The 20446-nt window shown below is 70.8% G+C and carries 16 protein-coding genes and 1 pseudogene; 10 read left to right on the forward strand and 7 right to left on the reverse strand.

Annotated elements, in window-relative coordinates; all coding sequences use genetic code 11:
* The 6 genes from E1181_RS16855 to eccD form a co-directional block, all read right to left on the reverse strand.
* Positions 1–1138 (reverse strand): hypothetical protein (locus E1181_RS16855; RefSeq protein WP_207922182.1); only part of this gene is annotated, 1138 nt, incomplete at its 3' end.
* Positions 1139–1219: 81 nt separating this feature from the next.
* Entirely contained in the window at positions 1220–1603 is a 384-nt protein-coding gene (locus E1181_RS16860; protein WP_132675858.1) for a hypothetical protein, read from the reverse strand.
* Positions 1604–1746: 143 nt separating this feature from the next.
* Positions 1747–2034, reverse strand: a complete 288-nt coding sequence (locus tag E1181_RS16865) for a WXG100 family type VII secretion target (protein ID WP_132622914.1) — start codon at positions 2032–2034, stop codon at positions 1747–1749.
* Between the two features lie 238 nt (positions 2035–2272).
* Positions 2273–2584 carry a hypothetical protein gene (locus E1181_RS16870; protein ID WP_132622916.1) on the reverse strand — a complete coding sequence of 104 codons (312 nt, stop codon included), beginning with the start codon at positions 2582–2584 and terminating at the stop codon, positions 2273–2275.
* 67 nt (positions 2585–2651) lie between these two features.
* Positions 2652–4076, reverse strand: coding sequence for a type VII secretion protein EccB (gene eccB / locus E1181_RS16875; RefSeq protein WP_132675860.1), 1425 nt, complete (start codon positions 4074–4076; stop codon positions 2652–2654).
* A 48-nt stretch (positions 4077–4124) separates the two neighbouring features.
* A complete protein-coding gene (eccD, locus tag E1181_RS16880; protein WP_132675862.1) occupies positions 4125–5546 on the reverse strand; it encodes a type VII secretion integral membrane protein EccD in 1422 nt (473 codons plus the stop codon).
* A gap of 288 nt (positions 5547–5834) precedes the next feature.
* Between eccD and eccCa the strand changes: the two genes are divergently transcribed.
* From eccCa to E1181_RS16900, 4 genes are all read left to right on the forward strand, one after another.
* On the forward strand, positions 5835–9761 hold the full coding sequence (eccCa, locus tag E1181_RS16885) for a type VII secretion protein EccCa (RefSeq protein ID WP_132675864.1): 3927 nt from the start codon (positions 5835–5837) through the stop codon (positions 9759–9761).
* Positions 9758–10912, forward strand: a complete 1155-nt coding sequence (locus E1181_RS16890) for a S8 family serine peptidase (protein WP_132675866.1) — start codon at positions 9758–9760, stop codon at positions 10910–10912. The genes eccCa and E1181_RS16890 overlap by 4 nt, the downstream gene beginning before the upstream one ends.
* Positions 10913–11057: 145 nt before the next feature.
* Positions 11058–13901, forward strand: a complete 2844-nt coding sequence (locus E1181_RS16895; protein WP_132675868.1) for a helix-turn-helix transcriptional regulator — start codon at positions 11058–11060, stop codon at positions 13899–13901.
* Between the two features lie 509 nt (positions 13902–14410).
* A complete protein-coding gene (locus E1181_RS16900) occupies positions 14411–14917 on the forward strand; it encodes a sigma-70 family RNA polymerase sigma factor (protein ID WP_235876828.1) in 507 nt (168 codons plus the stop codon).
* Between the two features lie 103 nt (positions 14918–15020).
* Here the strand turns inward: E1181_RS16900 and E1181_RS16905 are convergent, their stop codons facing one another.
* Complete coding sequence (locus tag E1181_RS16905; protein WP_132675872.1) at positions 15021–16016, reverse strand: LacI family DNA-binding transcriptional regulator; 996 nt, start codon at positions 16014–16016, stop codon at positions 15021–15023.
* Between the two features lie 167 nt (positions 16017–16183).
* Here E1181_RS16905 and E1181_RS16910 point away from each other — a divergent pair, with 167 nt between their 5' ends.
* From E1181_RS16910 to E1181_RS32170, 6 genes and pseudogenes are all read left to right on the forward strand, one after another.
* The gene (locus E1181_RS16910; protein ID WP_132675874.1) at positions 16184–17563 is read left to right on the forward strand and encodes a sugar porter family MFS transporter; all 1380 of its coding nucleotides are present in this window, start codon (positions 16184–16186) and stop codon (positions 17561–17563) included.
* Positions 17563–18189 (forward strand): nucleoside/nucleotide kinase family protein, encoded by a 627-nt coding sequence (locus E1181_RS16915; RefSeq protein ID WP_132675981.1) that lies wholly within the window; start codon positions 17563–17565, stop codon positions 18187–18189. The genes E1181_RS16910 and E1181_RS16915 overlap by 1 nt, the downstream gene beginning before the upstream one ends.
* Positions 18190–18509: 320 nt before the next feature.
* The gene (locus E1181_RS16920; RefSeq protein ID WP_132675876.1) at positions 18510–19199 is read left to right on the forward strand and encodes a type 1 glutamine amidotransferase domain-containing protein; all 690 of its coding nucleotides are present in this window, start codon (positions 18510–18512) and stop codon (positions 19197–19199) included.
* 103 nt (positions 19200–19302) lie between these two features.
* Positions 19303–19818, forward strand: a complete 516-nt coding sequence (locus E1181_RS16925; protein WP_132675878.1) for a hypothetical protein — start codon at positions 19303–19305, stop codon at positions 19816–19818.
* Between the two features lie 89 nt (positions 19819–19907).
* A pseudogene (locus E1181_RS32925) lies at positions 19908–20048 on the forward strand (helix-turn-helix domain-containing protein); the annotation flags it as partial.
* Positions 20049–20155: 107 nt separating this feature from the next.
* A complete protein-coding gene (locus tag E1181_RS32170; RefSeq protein ID WP_235876829.1) occupies positions 20156–20371 on the forward strand; it encodes a helix-turn-helix domain-containing protein in 216 nt (71 codons plus the stop codon).
* The last annotated feature ends 75 nt before the right edge of the window (positions 20372–20446 follow it).

Consider the following 20446-nt stretch of genomic DNA (forward strand, 5'->3'; position numbering starts at 1 on the left):
TCTTAGGGTCTCGCGGGCTGGGAGACGTGGGTTGGGAGATGTGTATAGGAGCCAGGTTCGTGTTGCCGTCAGGCGGAGGCGGCACGTTCGTGTTGCCGCCGGGCGGCGTCGGCGACGGGGTGCGCGGGGCGCTGGTCTCTGGCTCGGTGAGCTCCTTGATCGCCGACTGCGCGTACTTCAGCTCCTCCTCGAGGGGCTTGAGCGCCGCGGCCGCCGCGGTGTCGAGCGTCTTGAGCTCGGTGAGCGCGGCGTTGGTGATCTCCGTGTTCATCTTGTCCCACGGACCGGCGGTGACCAGATTGCCTTCCTTGAAGCTGGCCAGCGAGGTGTTGATGTACTCCTGGGCTTCGGAGGTGCTCTTGCCGTCGAGCTGGTAGTTCGGCGCGCCCTTGACCAGGCCGACGCCGTTGGTCAGGAACTCGTAGAGCTGGTTCTCGTAGTCGACCCGCTTGTTGTTGGGCAGGTAGAGCGCCCGGGCGCGGAAGTCGTAGAAGGCTTGGGCGAGTCCGTTGACCGCCGCTTCGATCTTGTCGCCGAGGTTCTTCAGCGCCACCGAGACCGCGACCCCGCGGTCGATGGTGAGCTGTTCGTGCAAGCCCTCCAGCTTGTCGGCGTTCTGGTCCATGCGCCCCTGGATGACCGAGGCGGCCTTGCCGCTGAACCCGGAGTCCTCTGAGTCCAGCGACTTGGCCCAGGTCCGGAAGTCCTTGCCGGTGCTTTCCAGCCACTTCTCGTACTTGCCGACCAGGTCCTGCGCCTGGCGCAGGGTCGGCAGGTCGAGGGTGCCGCTCTTGCCCGAGGACATCTCGGCGACGATGGTCCCGGCGTCGTTGATCGCCTTGGTCCACGCGTCGGCCGCCGCCGTGTTGCGGTTGACCCGGTAGTAGACCCGGTCGAACGCGGTGTAGGTGAGGTCTTCGGTGGGGGCGACCCGGTTGGTCAGGTCTTCCTTGAGCTTGTCCCCGGTGAAGTCGGCGTCCTTGCCGCCGGCACCACCGTCCCCGCCGCCGGCGACCTCGAACCACTTGACGCCTTCGGCCATGGATTTCAGGTCCGGCCCTTTTCCGGTTAACGCGTTGAGGGCCTGGAAGAACGTCCAGTCACTGCTGGGGCCTGACAGGTCCGCGTTCTCGGGCATGGGCTTTCTCCTGCTCCAGGGCTGATGCCGTCAGATGAGGTCGATCAACGGGGGTCGTGGGCTAGCTGCTGGGACCCTGAATCAAGCGGCCGGGGTCTGCGTTCCGGAGATGTCCGGGTAGTCCTGGACGAACTCGGTCGCGGAGTAGCTGGCCAGGTCGTCGGTGTCCTCGAAGACTCGCTTGGCGTCGTTGAGCGCGTCGGTGAACTTGCGCCAGTCCTTGCTGGTCTTCTCGTTCATGGTCTCGGTGGACTTGCCCAGCGCGCCCAGGGATTGGTTGAGCGACGCGATGGCCGGCCACTCCGGGTTGCCCGCGTGGACCCGCTCGCCGAGGTCGGCGGCGAGGCGGATTCCCGAGCTGGCGCCCAGGAACTCCCTGCGCAGCTCGTCCTCGTGGGTGTCGACGTTCTTGATCAGCTTCTCGTACTGACCGCTGTCGAACTTCGTCTTCGTCTCGTCAGCCACGAGACTCTCCTTTTCTCAGGGAGGGACGGGGATTCGGGTGCGGGCCGCTGCGCGTGGCGACCCGCACCCGAAACTTCAACCACCTGAAGAACTTCCGCGGCCGCAGCCGCAGTTTCAGGTGTGGTTCGACCGGAGGAAGAACCTCACGCCATGATCTGGGCGCTGCGGTTGTCACCGTCCTGGAAGGCCTGGGCGGCGTTGTTGGAGGAGGTGTAGCCGCTGCTCAGGCGGGTGTTCATCTCGGTGTAGGCCTGGTTCCACTTCTGCTGCTTCTCGGCCCACAGCGGCGCGGCCTTACCCTGGGTGGCCTCGCCCATGTTCTTCAGGAAGCCGTTGAGCTCGTCGAGGATGGTGCCCATCTGACGAACGGCCTGCTGCAGCCCCATGTTGACCTCTTCGTAGGCCCCGTGCTGCACGCTGAACTGCGTCATCTCAAACTCCGTTCTAGGTAGAAGGTTTGCTCGCCCTGCTTCGGCGCAAGCACCGGAGGTGCTTTCTCTTTGCCCCACCTGAGCAACCGGCACCGCCGCGGGTTCTGAGCGGCGCTGTGGCGAGTACGCCGCGACGCCGTGTATTGGCATACATCAGGAGTGGCGCACGGAGTCCACAGCGCCGCTCAGGTTCCGCTACTAGCACCGCCAAGCAAGGCGAAAGCACCGAAAAAGAGAATCAGAGGCCGGCGCCGGAGGCGCTGTCTGCGGCCTGCTGGGCTGCCTGCAGGGAGGCGTTGCGGACGTCCATCACGCGCTGGTTGAGCTGGTTGAGCTCGTTCTCGATGCGCGAGAAGTCGCCGGCCCACACGCCGAACTTGTCGACCAGCATGCGACCGGAGTCGGACACGTTGGCCTGGCCCAGCGAGGAAGCCTGCGCCTGGACCTGGTTGTTGAGCTGGCGCATCTGCGACAGCGACTGGTTGGTCGCTTCGATGATCTGCTGCAGCTGCGAGTCGTTGAGGCCGTACTGGGCGCCTGGTGCGGTCATCGGGTTCTCCTTGCAAATGTGCGGGATTCGACTTGCTTACTGCGCGCCGCCCACGGGGGACGGCATGTCATGGTGCTGTTTGCACACCACCACCTGCGGCTCGCTCCGGTGCGAGAACCGGTCCGGTCGGCAGCAGCGAGAGCAGGTGTGCTGGAACCGGAACCGCGTCGGACAGCCGATAGCCGAGGGCTTCGGCCGCGCTCTGGCCGGGCACCGGGTACTTGGCGCCCGAGTCGGTGACCAGGTAGAGGCCGGCGCCTGGCACGCCGGGCGCGGGCAGCGTGCGAGCGAGCACTCCCGCGCCTGGTTGGACGTCGATGCGGTCGGCGGTGAACTCGTCGCGCTCGATGCCCGGGCCGTCGACGATCACGCCGGCTTCGGGCCATCCGCTGACCAATGTGGACTTGGCGCCGCGCGGTCCGGGTTCGACCTGGGCGCAGGGCGCTCCGAGGTCGGAGGAGTCGGACGTTCCGGCGGTGGGCAGCAGCGACGGCGGCTTGTCCGGCAGCTGCGACATCAGCGGCGACGAGGGCATCTGCCCGACCGAGGCCATCGCCGCGGGCGAGAGGACGCGCGGGCTCGGCTGCCCGCCACCGGCCGGATCGCCCATCGCCAGCGCGGCGGTGGTGCCGTTGACCGGCATCAGTCCGCCGGTGGTGAGCATGTAGAGCGTCTGCGGGCGGCCGACGACGCTGACGGAGAAGATCTGCCCGATGCGGGTGGGCTGGCCGCCGAGCGACGGGCCGGGCTGTCCCGCTCCGGGGATCCGCAGCGGTCCGAGGTCCGGTCCGGCGGGCATGGCGTTGATGAACGCGTCTCGCACCGGCAGCGCGGTGGAGGCGTCGTAGCCCAGCACCGCGGCCACCCACGGCGCGCTGAGCTTCATCCGCTTGTCCCGCCACACCAGGTACTGGTCGCCGCTGCTGGAGCGCACCAGGACGGCCTCGTCCTGCCGCGCGGGTTCCACATCGGACGTGTCGCCGACGTGCAGGGTGACGGTGGCGTGCGGAGCCCCGGCGGCGTCGCGGGTGGTGGTCGCGCAGACCAGCCACGCCTGGGCCGCGCTGCCCGCGCCGCCTGCCGGGATCCCGTCCGGGGCGCCGATGATGCCGATCGGAGTGCCGCGCGGGACGTCGCTCAACGTCGAGCGGGACACCTCCGCGACCTCCTTCGCCCCGAGCAGCCGCGCCGACGCGTAGTTGAGCACCGGCCGCAGCGTGCCGTCGGAAGCCAGCACGTACTGGCTCCCCGTCTCCTTCTCCACGATGAGCTTGCCGGGCTGGGACCAGTCGGTCGCTCCGCCGAAGCCGAGAACTCCGGCGACGGCGAATCCGGCGACGATGAGCATCGACAGCATCAGGCCGATGACGTATCCCAGCGGGGTCCGCCGCAGCGGCGGGTCGGGCGCGTCGGGTTCGGCCTGCACCAGCGCGGAGACGACCCGCGCCGACATGAAGGAGTGCGCCTGGACCTGATCACTTCGCGAGTGCACGACGACCTCCCCGCACAGCTGCGCAAGTCGGCCGCGGCAGCGCCTCTGCTACGACCATGAGGCCCTCACCAGCGCGTAGAGGTTCAGGGCGGCGAAGGTCATCGGGATGATCGCGATGGCCAGGGTGGTGTGCGCCCAGTCGCCGGCGCGGCCCCAGTGCGGCAGCATCTTCCGGCCGGGCAGGCTGCGGGCACCTGCGAGCAGGAGTCCGGCGAGCAGGACCAGTCCGCCGATGATGAAGATCCGCCAGGTTCCGGGGATCAGCAGGCACATCGCGGAGATCACCGCGGCGAGCCCGAGGAAGCCGGGCACCATGACGGCGACGCGCTGGCGGGAGCTGACGAACTCGCGGGAGTGCAGCAGGAGCAGCAGCGAGGCGATCGCGGCCAGGGTGGGCGACGCCCATCCCGGGGTGAAGGCGAGGATGCCGAGGCAGCCCGCGATGACGACCCCGAGCCCGAAGCACAGGGCGGTGAGGTTGAAATCGGCTGCGGCGGTGCGGTTCATCAGCTCGCGGCCGGGTTCCGGGTCGATGCCTTCCTGGAACTCCTCGGCGGAGGTCGGCAGCGGCGGCACCTTGAGCCCGGCCATCCAGGCGGCGATGCGCGGAACGCGGGTTCCGACCAGCAGCGTCACGGCCAGCACGACGGCGGCGGCACCGCCCGCGGAGAGCATGTCGAAGGTGTTGAGCAGACCGACGAGCGCGGTCAGGCCGGTCGCCAGCATCGCGGCGAGGTACCCGGCGCCGAATCCGCCGCCGACCAGGAATCGGCCGAGCACGATGGCGCTGGTGCACACCGCCGCCGCGGTCAGGCAGGGCGCGACGAGCTGCGGGTTCATCGCGATGACGGGTCGGCCGATCATCGGCAGCGCCCAGCCGGCGGCGGCGCCGAACGCGGCGCTGCCGGTGAACAGCAGTTCCGCGGCGGCCCGGTCGCCGAGCGCCCGCGAGGCCAGGGTGGCCGCGCCGAGCAGCAGCAGCGCGACGCTGCCGGCGGTGATCGCCACCCACTGCCCCGCGCCGACGGTGGGCAGCAGGACGAGCCCGAGCGCCAGCGAGGCGCCGAGCAGCGCGAGGAACGCGCGGCGGGTGATCTCCGGACGCCACAGGTCGCGGCGCTGGTTGCGGATTCCGGTGGCCACGCCGTCGGCGAGGTCGTCGAAGTCGGCCGGCGGCAACTGGTCGTTGCGCGGCCTGAGGTAGAGGATGTCGCCGTCGTAGAGGCCCAAGGCGGCGGTGCCGAGATCCTCCTGCAGGGCGGGCTCACCGAGCCGCTGCAGGACCCAACCGTCGTGTTCCAGACCCGCGTTGCCGAGCCCTCCCCCGAGGTGGTCGAGGAAGGTGGGCAGCAGGTCCGCGAGCGGAATGTGGGCGGGTACCGCGAGCTCGACCCGCGAGCTGGGGCCCTGAATCGTCAGTCGACACACCTCGCCCGCGGCGACCGCGGGCTGAGCCGTCGTTCCCGTCATACCCACCACACGGTCCCCGGTCTAGGAACAGTTCAACCAATTTGACGAACGTCGGTCTCAGGCGGCAGCCCGCCCACCTGCACCGGGCGCGTTGAGCACCGCCGATCGGCCGAACCGGACCCGCTCCGCGCAGTTCCGGACAGCATTTCGGTCGGCCGGTTTCCCGCTGCGGCTTTGACCCGTTTGGAGTCCTGCAGCCGTGTAGGGGATGAGGTGTAGCAGGGAAAGGATCTGATCGCATTGAGTGTGACGCCGTTTCGGCGACCGGCCAGGCAGAAGCCCCCCGCGATGCCCGACGGGGAACTGTCCTTGCAGGAGCCGCCCGTCATACCCGAGCAGGTCAGTGGCGGTTTCGGCGGTCTGCTGATGTACCTGCCGATGGCGCTGGGTTCCGGGGCCATGATGCTGATGTTCATGGGCCGCGGCGGGTCCGGCGGTTTCGGCGGCATCGGGCTGATCGTGGTGGCGCTGATGGCGGTGTCCATGCTGGCCATGGGTTTCGGCCAGATGGGGCGCAACATCGGCGAGCGCAAGCGCCGCCTCAAGGGCGAGCGCCGCGACTACCTGCGCTACCTGGGACAGATGCGCAAGCAGGTCCGCCAGGTCGCGGTGGATCAGCGAAAGGCGTTGTCGTGGCGGCATCCTGCCCCGTCGGGCCTGTGGTCGGTGGCCATGAGCGGACGGCTGTGGGAGCGGCGCCTGTCGCACGCCGACTTCGCCGAGGTCCGCATCGGCCGGTCCGCGCAGCGGCTGGCGATGAAGATGACGCCGGTGCAGTCCAAGCCGGTGGAGGACCTGGAGCCGCTGTCCGCTCGGGCGCTGCGCCGGTTCATCAAGGCCTACACCACTGTGGACGATCTGCCGACAGCCCTGTTCCTGCGCGGTTTCTCGCAGGTGCAGATGCGCGGTGACGCCGCGGCCGCGCGCGGCCTGCTGCGCGCGGTGCTGGCGCAGCTGGTGACCTTCCACTCCCCCGACGACCTCAAGATCGCCGTGTGCGCGAGCCCGGACCGGGCGTCCGAGTGGGACTGGGTGAAGTGGCTGCCGCACGCCCAGCACGCCAGCCAGCAGGACGGCGCCGGTCACGTGCGCATGCTGACCAGCACGCTCGCCGAGCTGGAGGCCGTGGTCGGTCCGGACCTCAACGACCGGGGCCGGTTCGAGGCCGGTGCGAGCCCGACCCGCGACGAGCCGTTCGTGGTGGTCGTCCTCGACGGCATCACCACCCCGGCGGAGTCCCGGCTGGCCGGTGCCGGTTACCGCAACGCCACCGTGCTCAACCTCGACATGGCCGGTTCCGCCCAGCGCACGACGCTGCGCCTGGAGCTGGCGAGCGAGAAGATCGACATGATCCGGCTCAACCGCTCCGGCGCCGAGGTGCGCACCGAGCTGGGCACCCCGGACTCGCTGAGCCTGTCGCAGGTCACCTCGCTGGCGCGCACGCTGGCTCCGTTCCGGCTCAGCGCCACCACCGACATCGTCGAGCCGATGGTCACAGACTTCGACCTCGCCGCGCTGCTGGAGGTCGGCGAGATGGACAAGCTCGACGCCGCCCGCACCTGGGCGCGGACGTCGCCGCAGGACCGGCTGCGGGTGCCGATCGGCATCGCCGAGAACGGCACCAAGATCGAGCTGGACATCAAGGAGTCCGCGCAGGGCGGCATGGGCCCGCACGGCCTGCTGATCGGCGCGACGGGTTCGGGCAAGTCGGAGCTGCTGCGCACGCTGGTGGTCGCGATGGCGATCACGCACTCCTCGGAGTTCCTCAACTTCGTGCTGGTGGACTTCAAGGGCGGCGCGACGTTCCTGGGCCTGGACGAGCTGCCGCACACCTCGGCGGTGATCACCAACCTGGCCGACGAGGCACCGCTGGTCACCCGCATGCAGGACGCGCTGCAGGGCGAGATGGTGCGCCGCCAGGAGCTGCTGCGCTCGGCGGGCAACTACAGCTCGCTGCTGGAGTACGAGAAGGCCCGCGCGGCGGGCGCTCAGCTGGCTCCGATGCCGAGCCTGTTCCTGGTGGTCGACGAGTTCAGCGAGCTGCTGGCCTCGCACCCCGACTTCGCGGAGCTGTTCGTGATGATCGGCCGGCTGGGCCGATCGCTGGGCGTGCACCTGCTGCTGGCCTCGCAGCGCATCGACGACGGCCGGATGCACAAGCTGGAGAGCCACCTGTCCTACCGGATCGGCCTGCGCACCTTCTCGGCGATGGAAAGCCGTTCGGTGATCGGTGTTCCGGACGCCTACCAGCTGCCGAGCGCGCCGGGCAACGGCTACCTGCGCTCGGACGTGGCCACCCTGTCGCGGTTCAAGGCCGCCTACGTCTCGGCGCCGTTCAAGCGGCGCACCGCGGAGCAGCGCAAGGCCGAGATCAGCCGCCAGGTGGTGACCTTCGGCGCCGCCCGGCTGCCCGACGCGCCCACCGCGCACGTCCCGGAGCCGGAACCCGAGACCGAGGAGGAGGAGACGACCGAGACCCTGCTGCAGGTCGCGGTCAGCCGCCTCAAGGGCCAGGGCCCGCCGGCGCACCAGGTGTGGCTGCCGCCGCTGGACGAGCCGCCGACGCTCGACGAGCTGCTGCCGCCGCTGGTCCCGGACGCCGACAACGGCCTGACCCCGATCAGCTGGCCGGGTCGCGGCAAGCTGCAGGTCCCGGTGGGCGTCATCGACAAGCCCTTCGACCAGGCCCGCGAGCTGTACATGGTGGACCTGTCCGGGGTCGGCGGGCACGTCGGCATCGCCGGTGGCCCGCAGGCGGGCAAGTCGACGATGCTGCGCACGCTCATCGCCGGTCTCGCGCTGACCCACACGCCCGCCGAGGTGCAGTTCTACTGCCTGGACTTCGGTGGCGGAACCCTGCAGACCCTCAGCGAGCTGCCGCACATCGGCGGCATCGCCGGGCGCATGGACAAGGAGCGGGTCAGCCGCACCGTGGCCGAGGTGCAGGGCGTGCTGGCCAAGCGCGAGGAGATCTTCGCCGCGCACGGCGTGGAGAACATGGCCGAGTACCGGGAGCTGCGCCGCAAGGGCAAGATCCCGGAGGACTCCTTCGGCGACGTGTTCCTGGTGGTGGACAACTGGGGCACGCTGCGCAGCGACTTCGAGCAGCACGACCAGACGATCCGCTCGCTGGCCTCGCGCGGCCTGACCTACGGCATCCACCTGATGCTGACCACCGGCCGCTGGGCCGACATCCACAGCCAGCTGCGCGACCAGCTGGGAACCCGGCTGGAGCTGCGGCTGGGCGACTCGATCGACTCGGTGATCGACATGCGCGCGGCGGCGGGCGTTCCGCGCCAGCCGGGTCGCGGTCTGACGATGGACAAGCTGCACTTCCTGTCCGCGGTCCCGCGCCTGGACGGCCTGCGCCGGGTCGACGACCTGGCCAAGGGCGCCCGGATGCTGGCCGAGGCCGTTGCCGACAACTGGGACGGCGAGGACGCCGCCGGGGTCCGGATGCTGCCGTCGGTGCTGCCCGCCGAGCAGCTGCCCGAGCCGCAGGGCAAGCTGCGGGTCGCGCTGGGCTGGGGCGAGGCGGACCTGCAACCGGTGTGGCACGACTTCTCCACCCAGCCGCACCTGACGGTCCTCGGCGACACCGGCAGCGGCAAGACCGCGCTGCTGCGGCTGATCGCCGACGCGATCCCGAAGAACTACGCGCCGGGCGAGGCCGAGCTGATCCTGGTCGACTCGCGCCGCGTGCTGCTGGACGCGGTTCCCGACGCCTACCGGCGGGGTTTCGCGTTCTCGGCGACCGCCGCGAAGGACATCGTGGGCACCGCCGCCAACGAGCTGCGCGAGCGGCTGCCCGGCGCGGACGTCACGCCGCAGCAGCTGCAGCGGCGCGACTGGTGGTCGGGTCCGGAGGTGTTCATCCTCGTCGACGACTACGACCTGCTGGCCAGCACCATGGGCGGTCCGCTGGACTCGCTGCTGGACCTGCTGCCGCAGGCCGCCGACATCGGTCTGCACGTGATCCTCACCCGCAGCGCCGCCGGTTCCTCGCGGCTGTCGATGGACTCGGTGGTGCGACGCATGCAGGAGTCCAACACGCCGGACCTGGCGTTCTCCTGCCCGCCCACGGAGATGCCGCTGCTCAACGGCATGCGCGCGCAGGTGCTGCCCGCGGGCCGGGCGCACCTGGTGACCCGCCGCAGCGCGACGCTGATGCAGGCGGGCTGGCTGGAGCCGCGTTCGGCGGGAGACCGGGCGTGAGGGCGGCGCTCGCGGTCGTGGCCGGGGTGGTGCTCGCGATGGCACCGGTCCCGGCCGCAGCCCAGCAGCAGCAGTGCGCGCAACCGGCGAATCACGTGGTGCCGCAGGAGGGTTGGGCCCTGCAGCGCCTGGACCCGAGCCGCGTGTGGGGCCTGACCACCGGCGAGTCGGTGACCGTCGCGGTCATCGGCACCGGTGTCAGCGCCGCGGCGCCGGCGCTGTCCGGTGCGGTGCTGTCCGGGCAGAGCCTCAGCGGCGGCGCGGGCGACGACGACTGCGCGGGCCGCGACACCTTCATGGCCGGGGTGATCGCGGCGCGTCCGGCGGCGGGCACCGGTTTCACCGGCATCGCGCCGGGCGCGCGGATCCTGCCGATCCGCATCACCAACGACCCGAAGGAGGTCGAGGCGGGTAAGCTGGCCTCGGCGATCCGCTCGGCCGCCGACGGCGGCGCGAAGGTGATCGCCGTGTCGGTCGGCACGGCCGCCGCCGACGGCGGGCTGCGCGCGGCGGTGTCCTACGCGCTGAGCAAGGACGCCCTCGTCATCGCACCGTCCGATGTGGACGTGGGCGAGGACGCGATCCCCTACCCCGCCGCGTTCCCGGAGGCGCTGGCGGTCACCGGCATCACCGGCGAGGGCGAGCCGATCCAGCACGCGGCGGGCCCGCCCGCGCTGGTCGCACCGGGCAACGAGGTGGTCGGCATCGCCCCGCGCGGCAGCGGTCAGCTGGTGGCCTCCGGCGGCGGCATCGGGGTCGCGTTCGTCGCGGGCACGGCCGCGCTGGTGCGGGCCTACCACCCGCAGCTGTCCGCGGCCCAGGTGCGAGAGCGCCTGCAGGACACCGCCGATCACCCGCCCGCCGAGCTGCCGGACCCGCAGCGCGGCTACGGCGTGGTCAACCCGGCGTCCGCGGTCACCTCGGTGCTTCCCGCCGAGTCCGGCGAGAAGCCCATGGCCGCCGCCGCTTCACCGGTTCACCTGCCGCCGACGCCGTTCGTCGATCCGCTGCCGCGACTGGTGACGCTGATGGTCACCGGCTCGGTCGGGCTGCTGGCGGTGCTCGGTGCGATCGGCGCGGTGCTGCTGCCGCGAGCCCGCGAGCGGGGCTGGCGGTCGGCGTGGCACGGCGCCCCGAAGAACGGGGGCTAGGCTACGTGCGCGAGCAGAACTCGATCAAGCCCGCTGCGGCGGTGCACATCGGTCGCGAACCGCGAATGGCCCAACCGAAAAGTTCGGACGCGCGCGACTCCGGTGACCGGTCGGCACCGGTCCGGGATCAGGCAGGGGCGCGTTGATGACGTCGGGTGGAGCAGCGGAGGTCTTCGGGCGGGACTCGGAGCTGGCGCAGCTGCGCGGACTCGCCGGTGAGGTGGTGGCCGGGCGCGGCAACGTGCTCTGGCTCGAAGGTGAACCGGGCATCGGCAAGACGGCGCTGCTGCGCGCCCTGCTCGCCGAGGCCGAGCGCCTGGGCTGCGCGGTGCACCACGCCGCGGCCGACCAGCTCTCCCAGCGCTTCCCGCTGCGCGTGCTGCTGGACTGCCTCGCGGTGCACCCGAAGTCCGACGACCCCGAGATCCTCGGGATCCACGAGCGCCTGCGCCTGGCCAGCGACGACCCGGTCCCGGCGATCGCCGAGCAGCTCATCTCCTTGGTCGAGAAGCTGTGCGCGGCGGGCTCCCTGGTGCTGGCCGTGGACGACGTGCAGTGGGCCGACGAGTCCAGCCTGCTGGTGTGGCACCGGCTGAGCCGACTCGCCGAGCACCTGCCGCTGCTGCTGGTGGCGGCGATCCGCCCGTCTGGCAGCCGCACCGAGCTCGGTGTGGTGCGCGGCGAGGACCGCGCTGCGGTGCGGATCTCGGTCCCGCCGCTGGACGAGGCGGCCACGGCGGACCTGGCCGCGCACCTCACCGGCGCCGCCGAGGTCGGGCCCGCGCTGCTGGAGACGCTGGGCCGCGCGGCCGGAAACCCGCGCTACGTGCGGGAGATGGTGCTGGCGCTCGCCCGCGAGAACCACCTCGACGCCGACGGGGCGCGCGCGGAGCTCACCCCGGACATGACCGACGGCGCGCTGCCGCGCTCGCTGGCCGAGGCCATCGCCGCCCGGCTGGGCTTCGTCGGCAGCGACACCATCGGGCTGCTGCGGATGGCGGCGTTGCTGGGCCCCACGTTCTCGGTGACCGATCTGCGCACCGTCTCCGAGCGCCCGGTGGTGGCCTTGGTGGGCTGCGTGGAGGAGGCCCTGACCGCCGGTCTGCTGGTGGAGTCGGGGGCGCGGTTGACCTTCCAGCACGGGCTGATCCGCCAAGCCCTGCACGAGACCACGCCGACCGCGCTGCGGCTGGCGCTGCACCACCAGGCCGCCCGCGCGCTGGCGTCCTCCGGCGCTCCCGTGGAGCGCACCGGTGAGCAGCTGCTGGCATCGATCTCCGTCGACGACGCCGAGATCGACGACTGGGGCCTGGACTGGTTGGTCGACAACAGCCGGATGCTGGCCCACCGCGCGCCGGACTGCGCCGAAGCGCTGCTCGGCAGCGCGATCCCGCTGCTGTCCACGCACGACCCGCGCAGCGAATCACTGCGCACCGCAAGGGTTTTGGCGATGGTGCAGCTGGGACACCCCGAGCAGGCGCGCGAGCTCAGCGAACGCGCGCTCGCCGACACCCACGACCCGTCGTGCGCGGCGGAGCTCAGCTGGTACCTGGCGTGGTCGCTGGCCGTGCTCGGGCTCGACGATCTGGCCACCGAGGTAATCGAGAAGGCGTTGCAGACACCGGGTTTCGACCGACCGTGGCTGGCGCGGATGCACGCGGTGCTCGGGCAGGTCATGCTCTCGCGCGGGCACTTCGAGGCCGCCGACGCGGCGGTGGAGCGCGCGCTGGCCGAAGCCCGCCCCGCTCGCGACGGTTTCGCTCTCGGCCTCGCCCTGCACATCCGCGGAGCCGCGATGGCGCGCCGGTGCGACCTGGCCGAGGCGGTGATCTGCTACGAGCAGGCGGGAGCCGCCCTGGGCGACGCACCGGAGAACACCGATCTGCGGCTGACGGTGCTCGGCAACCGGATGATGCTGCTGTTCGGGCTGGGCCAGGCGGCGGAGGCCGAGGGCGCCTTGCACGAGATGCTGGCCATCGCCGAGCGTTCCGCGACCCCGGCGCGGCTGGCCGCGGTGCGCCTGTCGGCGGCCAACCACTACTACACGATCGGCCGGTGGGAGGACGCGACCGCCGAGCTGGACGCGGCCACCCAGCTCGCCGACCGGCTCGACGAGGCGGGACGCCGCTGGCTGCACGGCCTTTCGGCGCTGCTGGCGGGTCACCGCGACGACAGGTCGACGCTGCTGCGCAGCCTGCAGGCCGCCGGCTGCGAGGAGAACCCGGCCACCCGCTCGGCCGCGGAGTTCCTGCTGCTGGCGGGTGCGATGCGCGCGGAGGCCGAGTCGGATCCGCGGCGCGCCGTGCGGTTGCTGGCGGAGGCGCTGACCGAGGGCAAGCGGTTCGGCACCCGCTACCTGTGGCTGCCGAGCCTGGTGCGGCTGGCGATCGAGACCGGGGAGAACGAGATCGCGGGCCGCGCCACGGATGCGTGCGCCGAGGACGCCGCGGTCGGCGCGGTGCCCAACATCGTCGCCGCCTCGCAGCACTGCCGCGGCCTGCTGGAGCGGGATCCCACGGCGCTGCGGGCCGCGATCGAGCTCTACAGCAAGACCAGCCAGCCGCCCAGGTACGCGCGGGCGCTGGAGGACATGGCGGTGGTGCTGGCCGAGCGCGGCGAGTCCGCGCAGGCGCGCACCGCCTACGGGCGGGCCGTGAAGATCTACCAGAAGCTCGGCGCGACCTGGGACCTGCGGCGCGCGGACGCGCGGATGCGCCCGCACGGCGTGCGGCACGCGCGGGGTCGGCGGCACCGCGCCACCAACGGGTGGGAATCGTTGACGCCGACGGAGCGACAGATCGCCCACCTGGTGGCCGACGGGCTGCCGAACCCGGACATCGCGGCGGCGCTGTTCTCCTCCCGGCGCACGGTGGAGGTCCACGTCTCGCACATCCTGGCCAAGCTCGGGGTGCGCTCGCGCGTGGAGATCGCGGTGGAGGCGACGCGGCACGGCGGCGAGGAGATGCGCAGCGGCTCCAGGTCCGCGTGAGGACTGAATCGGTGCCGCAGCGTCACGATTTCGGCGCGATGATCACGCGTTAGGCCGATCGCGCACGGCACTCAACGCGACCCCGCGCCCCGAGAAGATCACGCCGTGTCACCGATCACAGCGCCGTCATCTTTCGTTCATAGGAGCTTTATTTTTCCGACCGACTGGTTGGTTCGGCACATGGGGACGGAACACGGCAAATCGACCACCGAGGTGCTCATCTGAGCACCGCGCGGGCACCACGTAGAAAAACTACGTGAGCTCCCGGATTTCCCCCGTTCGAGCTAACGGGCAAGCTCATCGCTGCCATCCGGAGATCCCGTTTCCGGTCGTTCTTCTCCCGACTTTTCCGGGGTTTTGTGAACGATTCACCGACGGGGCAGACAACCGAATGAAGAAGCCACATGACGCTAGTCGGAGATCCGCGATCCGCGATCGCATTCGAACGGGCCCACGCCTCCTCCACGAACAGAGGTGGTGAGCACACGATTCGGAACACTGATACGACGTTGAAGTCGCTCTACGACGACTACTACGTGAGATTGCTGTCGTACGTGAACAGAATCCTCTCCGACCCGCACCACGCCGAGGACGTCGTACAGGAGACGATGCTCCGAGCCTGGCAGCACGCGGACACCCTGACACCGGAGCGCGGCTCGGTCTGGGGCTGGCTGACCAGGGTGGCGCACAACATCGCCATCGACCGCATCCGCGCCCGCCGCGCGCGCCCCACCGAGGTCGACGAATCCGCAGGCAGCAGCTCCGCCGACTACGACGCCGACCACGCCGACGCCGTGGTCAACCGGGTCGTGGTGGCCACCATGGTCAACAAGCTGGTGCCCGCGCACCGCTCGGTGCTCTACGAGGTCTACTTCGCCGACCACACCGCGACCAGGGCCGCGAGCTCGCTGGGCATTCCGCCGGGAACGGTGAAATCCCGGCTGCACCACGCGCTGCGGAACCTCAAAACCACCATGGAACCCCGTTCCCGGGATCCTTTTCGCGCCAAATCCTGAGAGCGCTCCCACCGCGGGCGGAAACGTCCCCACGTCCCATTGCGATGCGACAATGCGACGGCGAACGTCCCACCGAGTTCGATTTCGCGGTTTCCTAAACGATTCAAGGGCAGCCGCACGAATTCCTGTGGATGAGACTCGACTCCAATCTATGTGTTTGCGGCGAGGAATCGGGATCGGCTATTCGGCGCAACAACAGGCGGGCGGCAGTGGTGCCGATCTCCGCACTCGGTTGAGCGATCACGGTCAACCGGGGCGAGAACCAATCCGCCCACGGGAAATCGTCGAATCCCACCAGGGCCACATCTTCGGGCACGCGAAGACCGGCCTCGCTGATCGCCCGCATGGCACCGATGGTCATGCTGTTGTTGGCCGCGATAACCGCCGTCGGCGCGTCCGGCCGCGCCAGCAGCCCGGCGGTGACCCGCGTCGCGCGCTCGCTCTCCGAGGCGCCCTCCACCAGCAGCTGCTCGTCGAAGCCGATCCCGTTGCGCGCCAAGCCGTCCCGGTACCCGCGCAGCCGCTCCTCGGTCGTGGTCAGCCCGCCCAGCCCGGAGACCATCGCGATCCGGGTGTGCCCCAGCTCGGCGAGGTGGTCGACCAGCATCGCGGTGGGCTCGGCGTTGTCCGGCCCGACCTGGTCGTAGCGGTCGTCGCTGAGCCGGTCGGTGAGCACGACCGGAACCCGTTGCGCGTCCAGGTATTCCAGCGCGCGCCCCGGTTCGGCCGAGGGCGCCAGGATCACCCCGTCCACCCGGCGCTCGTGCATGCTGCGCGCCACGGTGAGCTCGTGGTCGGGGTCGTCGCGCGGGTCGGCGAGCAGCAGCGTGTAGCCCTGCCGCACCGCCTCTGACTCGATGCCCTGCAGCACCTGGCCGAAGTAGGGGTTGGAGATCGCCGACATCACCACGGCGATGGACCGCGACCCGCCGGTGGCCAGCGAGCGCGCGAGGGTGTTCGGGCTGTACCCGGTCTCGGCTATCGCGGCCTGCACGACCTGCCGGGTCTCCTCGCGCACCGTGCGGGTGCCGTTGATGACGTGCGAGACCGTCGCGGTGGACACTCCCGCGACGCGCGCTACGTCGGCCATGGTCGCCATCGACAAGCACTCCTTCGGGCTCGATCGGGTGATGCGAAGCATACCCGGCAAACGCTTGCGCAAGCGCTTAACTTGGACCTACAGTGCCGATCACTCAAAGCGGAGGCCGCGCCGAGGCGCGCACATCGACCCGCACCGCTGCGGGTCCGGGGAGGACGAGAGCACCCATGACCACATCCAGGGCCCCGGAGACGTCCGCGCCCCCTCGCGCCCGGCGCGGGGCCGTGCTCGGCGCCTCGACCATCGCCGCGCTCGGCGGTCTGCTCTTCGGCTACGACACCGGCGTGATCTCGGCGGCGCTGCTCTACATCGCCCCGGAGTTCTCGCTGTCCGACGGCATGCAGCAGTTCGTGGTCGCGTCCCTGCTGCTCGGCGCGATCGTCGGCTCGATCGGTGCGGGACCCGTGGTCGACCGCATCGGCCGCAAGGTCACCCTGATCGTCCTGTCCGCCGTGTTCTCCGCGGGCGCGCTGCTGTCGGCGCTGGCACCGGACACCACGATCCTGGTCGTGGCGCGGGTCCTGCTGGGCCTGGCCATCGGCGGTTCGTCGCTGGTGGTGCCGACCTACATCGCCGAGATCGCCCCGCCGACGCTGCGCGGCCGGCTGGTGTCGATGAACCAGCTGATGATCACCATCGGCATCTTCGCGTCCTACCTCGTCGGCTACGCCTTCGCCGAGAGCGGCGGCTGGCGCTGGATGGTCGGGCTGGCCGTCGTGCCGTCGCTGGTCATGCTGGCCGGCCTGTTCACGCTGGCCGAGAGTCCGCGCTGGCTGCTCTCGCGCGGCCAGACCGAGGACGCCCGCAAGGCGCTGCTGCGCACCCACTCCGCGGCCGACGCCGACGCCTCGCTGGCGGAGATGTCCGAGGCGATGCGCGAGGAGAGCAAGTTCAGCTACCGGGACCTGCTGAGCCCGAAGCTGCGTCCCGCCGTGCTGCTCGGCTTCGCGGTCGCCGCCACCAACCAGCTGGTCGGCGTCAACGCGGTCATCTACTACGCGCCCACGATCCTCAAGCAGGCCGGGCTCGGCGACTCCGCCGCGATCCTGTCCTCGGTCGGCATCGGCGCCGCCAACATGATCTTCACGATGATCGCGCTGCTGTTCATCGACAAGGTGGGCCGCCGTCCGCTGCTGCTGGGCGGCACGAGCGTGGTCATCCTGGTGCTGTTCGGGCTGGGCGCGCTGTACCTGCTGCCCAGCGTGCACGGGCTGGGACTGCTGCTCACCGGCGGGTTGATGCTCTACGAGGCGGCGTTCGCGGCGAGCCTGGGCCTGGCGATCTGGCTGATCAACAGCGAGGTGTTCCCGACCGCGGTGCGCGGCAAGGCCGCCGGTGTCGGTACGGTGACGCACTGGGGCCTGGACTTCCTGATCTCCATCTCGGTGCTGACGCTGATCAACGCGCTGACCCCGACCGGCCTGTTCTGGATCTACGGCCTGCTGGGCATCCTCGGCCTGGTCTACCTGTGGCGGAACCTGCCGGAGACCAAGAACCGCACGCTGGAGGACATCGAGAGCTCGCTGCGCAAGGGGAAGCAGGCGTGATCCCCCGGCACCGCGACGGCCTGCCCGGCCTGCTCGACCGCGCCCGGGCGCTGGCCTCGACCGGCTCGCGCCGCGTCCTGGGCATCGCTGGCGGGCCCGGTTCCGGGAAGGGGACGTTGGCCGAGAAGCTGGTCGGCGAACTGGGTTCCGCGGCCGTGGTGGTGCCGATGGACGGTTTCCACCTGGCCGAGGCGGAGTTGCGCCGCCTCGGCCGGCGGGACCGCAAGGGCGCCCCGGACACCTTCGACGCGGCCGGCTACGTCGCGCTGCTGCGCCGGATCCGCGAGGGCACCGAGACGGTGTACGCGCCGCGGTTCCACCGCGAGGTCGAGGAGTCCTACGCGGGCGCCATCGCGGTCGACCCCGACGTCCCGCTGGTCATCACCGAGGGCAACTACCTGCTGCTCGACCAGGCTCCCTGGTCCGGGGTCCGGCCCCTGCTCGACGAGTCCTGGTTCCTGCACCAGTCCGACGACGAGCTCGTCTCCCGCCTGGTCGAACGGCACGTCCACCACGGCAAGACCCGCGCCGAGGCCGAGGGCTGGGTCCACCGCAGCGACATGCGCAACGCCCGGCTCATCACCCCCACCAGCACCCGAGCGAACCTCCTGGTCACCGACTTCTAAGGGGCTGTTGCGGAATTACGTTGCTTGGCGGTGCGGGTGGCAGAACCTCAGCGGCCCTCTGGCTCCGGGATCCGAGACTGATGTATGCCAATACACGGCGTGTCGGCTGTCCTCCCCAGAGAACCGCTGAGGACCCGCAGCGGTGCGAGCTGAGTCCCACACCTGGAACAGCGGCTACCGCCGCCCTCTCAAACCGCCCTTGGTGCTGGGCTGAGGGCGGTTGTGATCGAGGGCATCGCTTCGTCGATTGGCACGGGTGGCGAACCCGCGCATACGGTCGGAGGCGGAACCGCACACCTCTAGTTTGAGAGCGAAACCCCATGGCGAAGATCCTGTTCGTGCTCACCGGCGCGGACCACTGGACGCTCAACGACGGCACGAAGCACCCCACGGGGTTCTGGGCCGAGGAGTTCGCGGCACCGTACGAGGCCTTCACCGACGCGGGCCACGAGGTCGTGATCGCCTCCCCGGGCGCGGTGGTACCCCCGGTCGACCGAGGCAGCCTGAGCGCCGACGCCAACGGCGGGCAGGAAGCCGCCGACCGCGTCGCCGCGATCCTGGAGGACGCCACCGAGCTGAAGAACCCGATCGACCTGGCGAAGGTGAACCCGGCCGACTACGACGCGGTGTTCTACCCGGGCGGGCACGGCCCGATGGAGGACCTCGCGGTCAACGCCGACTCCGCTCGCGTCCTCACCGAGACCCTCGACTCAGGCAAGCCCCTGGCGATCGTCTGCCACGCCCCGGCCGCGCTGCTGGCCACCGCCCAGGGCGGCGAGTCGCCGTTCCGGGGTTACTCGGTCACGGCCTTCACCAACTCCGAGGAGATCCAGGCCGGGCTGGCGGACAAGGCCCCATGGCTGCTGCAGGACCGCCTCGGCGAGCTCGGGGTTTCCTTCGACGAGGGCACGCCCTGGTCCCCCAACGTCGTGGTCGACCGCAACCTCTACACGGGCCAGAACCCGGCGTCCTCCGCCCCGCTCGCCCAGCGGGTCCTCAAAGCGCTCTGACCCCAGCAGCTTTCACCTGCCCCGAACGAGACCGGTCCCGACACGACGCGCGTGCCGGGACCGGTCTCGTTCGGGGGTGATCGGGCCGAGGAGGGAAGCGCGGTTGCGCCGGTTGCTCACCCGCTTCGCCGACGAGGTCGACGGATCCGCGGCGCTGTTCGACGCGGCGGGCAAGCCCATCGCGAGCGCACCCGACCGCGCTCTGCCCGAGGCGGTCGTCGACACCGCGCGCCGCGTGCGGCTGGGCTCGTACCGGTCCGTCGTCGAGCGCGACGGTCACGATCAGCTCGCGGCGTTCGCCATCAGCGGCGAACCCGAGGCGCCGACGCTGGCGCTGGCCGGATCGGCGCTCGACCGCTTCACCTCCGAACCGAGGCGCACCGACCCCCTCCGCGTGCTGGCGCTGACCTGGCAGGCCCAGCACGCGCACGAGCGGTCCAGGCGCGTCGAGGCCGCCAACGACCAGGTCGGCGAGGCCGTGTCGCACCTGCTAATGGACGGTGGGCTGGCCACCGCGCACCGCACGGCCGAGGCGCTGCGGGAGCTGGTGGCGAAGGCCAACGCCGACATCGGCCGGATCAGCGCGGGCATCAGCACCGTCCTCCCGCTGCGGGACTGAGGACTGGGCGCGGCGGGCGCTGGCACCGCTGGAGGAGTTCGAACCCGCGCCCCCAGGACCCGTCGCGCGACGACCTGCGCGGCAGCCTCATGTCGTGGCTGACGTTCCACCAGCAGGCCACCCGACACCTCAAGATCCACCGCAACACCCTCAGCGGCCGGGTGCACAAGATCGGTTCGCTGCTGGGCCGCGACCTGCACCGGCTCCCCGACCGGGCGGAGCTGGACCTCGCGCTGCGGCTGCACGCTTCACCGGCGGCGCCCGCCCCTCGGGTGATCTCGACGAGCTGCTGCACCGCGAGGAGGTTCGCCGCTGGGCCGATCGGCTGCTGGCGCCGTTGCGGGATTCGCCGCAACTTCTGGAGACCGTTTGGTCGTGGCTGCTCGCCGATGCCCGGTCGGCCCGTGCGGCCGAGGCCCTCGGCATCTCCAGCCCCGCTCTCCGCAAACGGCTCATCCGCGCCGAGCAACTGCTGGAACGCTCCCTGCTGCACTCGCCGTCGCTGAGCTACGACCTGCACCTCGCCTTCCGCGCGCTCGACGAGATCGGTTGAACCCGAGACGAACCTTGCGCTTCTGAAAGCCCTTTCCTATGCTTCCGAACATTTGGGAAAGCGTTTACCGCAACT

This window comes from Saccharopolyspora terrae (genome assembly GCF_004348435.1).
GTDB lineage: Bacteria > Actinomycetota > Actinomycetes > Mycobacteriales > Pseudonocardiaceae > Saccharopolyspora > Saccharopolyspora endophytica.